This is a genomic window from Flavobacterium sp. (assembly GCF_044361065.1).
Taxonomy (GTDB): domain Bacteria; phylum Bacteroidota; class Bacteroidia; order Flavobacteriales; family Flavobacteriaceae; genus Flavobacterium.
In genome coordinates this window covers 1-3,574 of sequence record NZ_JBIKJI010000184.1, presented here as the reverse complement: position 1 = coordinate 3,574, position 3,574 = coordinate 1, and the positions used below count along the sequence as shown (strand labels likewise).

Genomic DNA, 3,574 nt, shown 5'->3' with positions numbered 1-3,574 from the left:
AAACAATTTAATTATTCAAAAGCCGATTCGACTCAAATTTGGAACGATTATAAAAAAGTATTTCAAGAACTCATTCCTCAAACATTAGATAGTCTTTTATCCAAAGAAAGAAATCTATATTGGCCTTCTTCTCCTTCCATTGGTTGGGGAAGAAAAGAAAGTTTAACCCAAGGCGATTCGCATTATTGGGGCGTTTGGTGGGGCAAAGAACCGTTTGAAATGTACAAGAAAAAAGTAGGCCGATTTATGAGTGAATATGGCTTTCAAGGGATGCCAAATTTAGAAACGTTGCAAAAAGTAATTGCTAAAGAAGATTTGCATTTTACTTCAGAAGCGTTTAAAAATCATCAAAAACATCCTACTGGTTTTGAAACTATTACAGAATATATGACCCGAGATTTTCCTGTGCCAACTTCTATGGAAAAATACAATTATGTCTCGCAATTACTGCAAGCTTATGGAATGAAAATCGCAATTGAAGCGCACCGATTAGCGAAACCATATTGTATGGGATCTTTATATTGGCAATTAAACGATTGTTGGCCTGTGACTTCTTGGAGCACTTTGGATTATTACGGCAATTGGAAAGCGGCGCATTACCAAGTCAAAGAAAGTTTTGCTCCGATACTTTTAGCAGTAACAGAAAATGCGGATGGATATTCAATTATTGGAAGTAACGATAATTTGGAAGTAAAAGAAGGATTGGTAACCGCTAAGTTACTTGATTTTTCTGGAAATGAACTTTGGACTGCTTCAAAGGAATGTGTTTTGAACGTTGAAAGAAATACAACTTGTATGCAGATTTTGAATACAGAATTGCCAAAATTTGTAAAAGAAAAAACAGTTTTGCAGATTGAATTTACTAGCAATCAGAAAAAAACTGTTGCGCATCATTACTTTGTAAAACCAAAAGAGTTACAACTAGAACAACCAACTATTGAACTAAAAATAGTGGGCGAAACGCTTATCGAGCTTAAAACAAATACACTTGCAAAAAACGTGTACTTACAAGCAAAAAATGCTTTTTTTGAAGAAAACTATTTTGATTTACTTCCTGGAATTCCAAAGATAATTAAGACCGAAAAACCAACTCAAGAAATTAAGGTATTGTCTTTATTCGATACTATGAATGAATAAAACATAAAATAACTCCTCAATTGAGGCGTTTAAATTTTTAAAATAAACCGTTTATTTCGGCATCTATTCTATTTATGATGTTTCCAAAATCTTCAGGATTGTTTACAAAATCTATATCATCCACATCAATAATTAATAATTTCCCTTTTGTGTAAGTAGTAACCCAAGCTTCGTAACGCTCATTTAATCTGCTTAAATAATCAATAGAAATAGAATTTTCATAATCCCTTCCGCGTTTATGAATTTGCCCTACTAAATTTGGAATAGAACTTCTTAAATAGATTAGCAAATCTGGTGCTCCCACTAAACCTTCCATCAAATCAAAAAGTAATTTATAATTGGTATAATCTCTATTAGACATTAAACCCATTGCGTGTAAATTGGGTGCGAAAATAAAAGCATCTTCATAAATGGTTCTATCTTGTATGGTTTTTTTACCTGATTTTCTTATCTCTAAAATTTGTCTGAAACGACTATTTAAAAAATAAATTTGCAGATTAAAACTCCAACGCTCCATTGAATGATAAAAATCATCCAAATACGGATTGTCATCTACATCTTCAAAATGCGGTTCCCATTTAAAATGTTTGGATAACAACTTTGTTAATGTAGTTTTTCCAGCGCCAATATTTCCTGCAATAGCTATATGCATATGTTATTTTTTTATTTGATAGGTACTTAATTGATAGTTTGTAAAAATAGAAAAAAATCCATCTGTATAACAAAAATTTTCAATCAATTTTTCATTAATATTAATTCTTGTTGATAACTGATTTTCAAAGGTATAATAATATATTTTATCTTCAAAAAGATAAAAAAAATCGGTTTGACTTAAAAAGAATACTTTTTCAAAAGGCATTATTTTACCCAAACTTTTTATTTTTCCAAATTTAGAAATCGAAAAGGTGTTGTTTTCATTATCAATCCAATACAAATAATTATAATCCGATTGCGAACACTTAATGTTTTTAATTGGGTTAGATAAAAATTTAAATATTTTAGAATTTAAATTATACAATCCTATTTGTTGACTTAAACTGTCATAAAACCACAATTCATTTTGAGAAGCGGGCTTTAAAAACTCGCAATTAATTTCCGAAAAAATAGCAGTCTTAATTTCGTTAAGCTGGGCATCTAACAAAACAAAAGCATTGTTTTCTTTATAAAAAATAAGCGTTTGTAACATATTAAACGTTTCTACACTTGAAATTTTTCCAAAGTTATTATTTGCGTAGTTTAACGTATCGGATTTACTAACTTTATATAATGTATTACTCTTTGAAAAAAAATGTTTATCTGAAAGGTCATTTCCCCAAAACACTTCATAATTAAATAGCTTTGATGCTATCTTAACTGACTCAATATTTTGAGCTGAAGAATAAAAAGTGATAAATAAAAAAAATAGTGAAATTCGCATATAATGAATATTAACACAAAAATAACAAATTATAATGTAACTAATAGCTATTTTTAGAGTCTAATAGTGAATAAAATTAACTAAAATATGAAAAAAATATTTTTAGCCGTATTGAGTTTAACAACTTTTATGGCCACTGCACAAAAAGATTTCCAAGGAATGGCGGTTTACGAATCTAAAACATCAACATCAGAATTTGCAAAAAACTTTGATGGAAACAAAGATATGACGCCAGAAATGAAAAATCAAATTATGGAAAGAATGAAAAAAATGTTTGAAAAAACATTCGTTCTTAATTTCGATAAATCGGCCTCGATATATAAAGAAGAAGAAAAACTTGATGCACCTGGACAAGGAGGTGGCGGAAGAATGATGGCGTCTTTTATGGGCGGTGGCGGAACGTATTTTAAAAACGTTAAAGAAAAACAATACACCGTTGATAAAGAAGTATTTGGAAAAGAATTTTTAATTAAAGACTCGTTACCAAATTTAAAATGGGTACTAAGTGACGAATCTAAAAAAATAGGTGATTATACTTGTTTTAAAGCTACAGCTGTAAAAGAAGCTAGTAAAACGGATTTTAGAAATTTTAGAAGAAAAAAAGAAGAACCAAAAAAAGATACTGAAGAAGGCAAAACAGATGAAAAGGCTACCGAAGAGAAAAAAGAAGAAAAGAAAACCAACTTTTTTGCCGAAATAGATATGCCAAAAGAAGTTACTGTTACCGCTTGGTACTGTCCAGAAATTCCTGTAAACCAAGGTCCAGATGAATATTGGGGCTTACCAGGTTTAATTATGGAAGTTAACGATGGCAAAACCGTAATTATGTGTTCAAAATTAGTACTGAATGTAAAAGAAAAAATCGAAATTAAAGCGCCAACTGGTGGTGATAAAGTCACTCAAAAAGAATATGACGATATTATGATTAAAAAAATGAAAGAAATGAGTGAAATGGGCGGCGGACCTGGATCAAGAGGTGGTATGCAAATGAGATTTTCTAGATAAGATAGCAACTTTAAT

At 30.2% G+C, this 3,574-nt stretch carries 4 protein-coding genes; 2 read left to right on the top strand and 2 right to left on the bottom strand.

The annotated features are described in order from the left end of the window. Nucleotides 1-1,137 (top strand): glycoside hydrolase family 2 protein (locus tag ACIQ11_RS09575; protein WP_396154397.1); only part of this gene is annotated, 1,137 nt, incomplete at its 5' end. Between the two features lie 37 nt (nucleotides 1,138-1,174). On the opposite strand, the gene ACIQ11_RS09570 is transcribed toward ACIQ11_RS09575, so the two are convergent. Continuing rightward, nucleotides 1,175-1,789: a deoxynucleoside kinase gene (locus ACIQ11_RS09570; RefSeq protein WP_396154396.1), complete on the bottom strand. Its 615-nt coding sequence runs from the start codon at nucleotides 1,787-1,789 to the stop codon at nucleotides 1,175-1,177. Nucleotides 1,790-1,792: 3 nt separating this feature from the next. Further along, the gene (locus ACIQ11_RS09565; protein WP_396154395.1) at nucleotides 1,793-2,554 is read right to left on the bottom strand and encodes a hypothetical protein; all 762 of its coding nucleotides are present in this window, start codon (nucleotides 2,552-2,554) and stop codon (nucleotides 1,793-1,795) included. Between the two features lie 87 nt (nucleotides 2,555-2,641). On the opposite strand from ACIQ11_RS09565, the gene ACIQ11_RS09560 reads away from it, so the two are divergent. Continuing rightward, on the top strand, nucleotides 2,642-3,559 hold the full coding sequence (locus tag ACIQ11_RS09560) for a GLPGLI family protein (protein WP_396154394.1): 918 nt from the start codon (nucleotides 2,642-2,644) through the stop codon (nucleotides 3,557-3,559). Nucleotides 3,560-3,574 lie beyond the last annotated feature (15 nt).

What these genes read in the sequence shown, in the direction of transcription:
- ACIQ11_RS09570 (WP_396154396.1), bottom strand. Translation starts at nt 1,789, where the DNA reads ATGCATATAGCTATTGCAGGAAATATTGGCGCTGGAAAAACTACATTA.
- ACIQ11_RS09565 (WP_396154395.1), bottom strand. Translation starts at nt 2,554, where the DNA reads ATGCGAATTTCACTATTTTTTTTATTTATCACTTTTTATTCTTCAGCT.
- ACIQ11_RS09560 (WP_396154394.1), top strand. Translation starts at nt 2,642, where the DNA reads ATGAAAAAAATATTTTTAGCCGTATTGAGTTTAACAACTTTTATGGCC.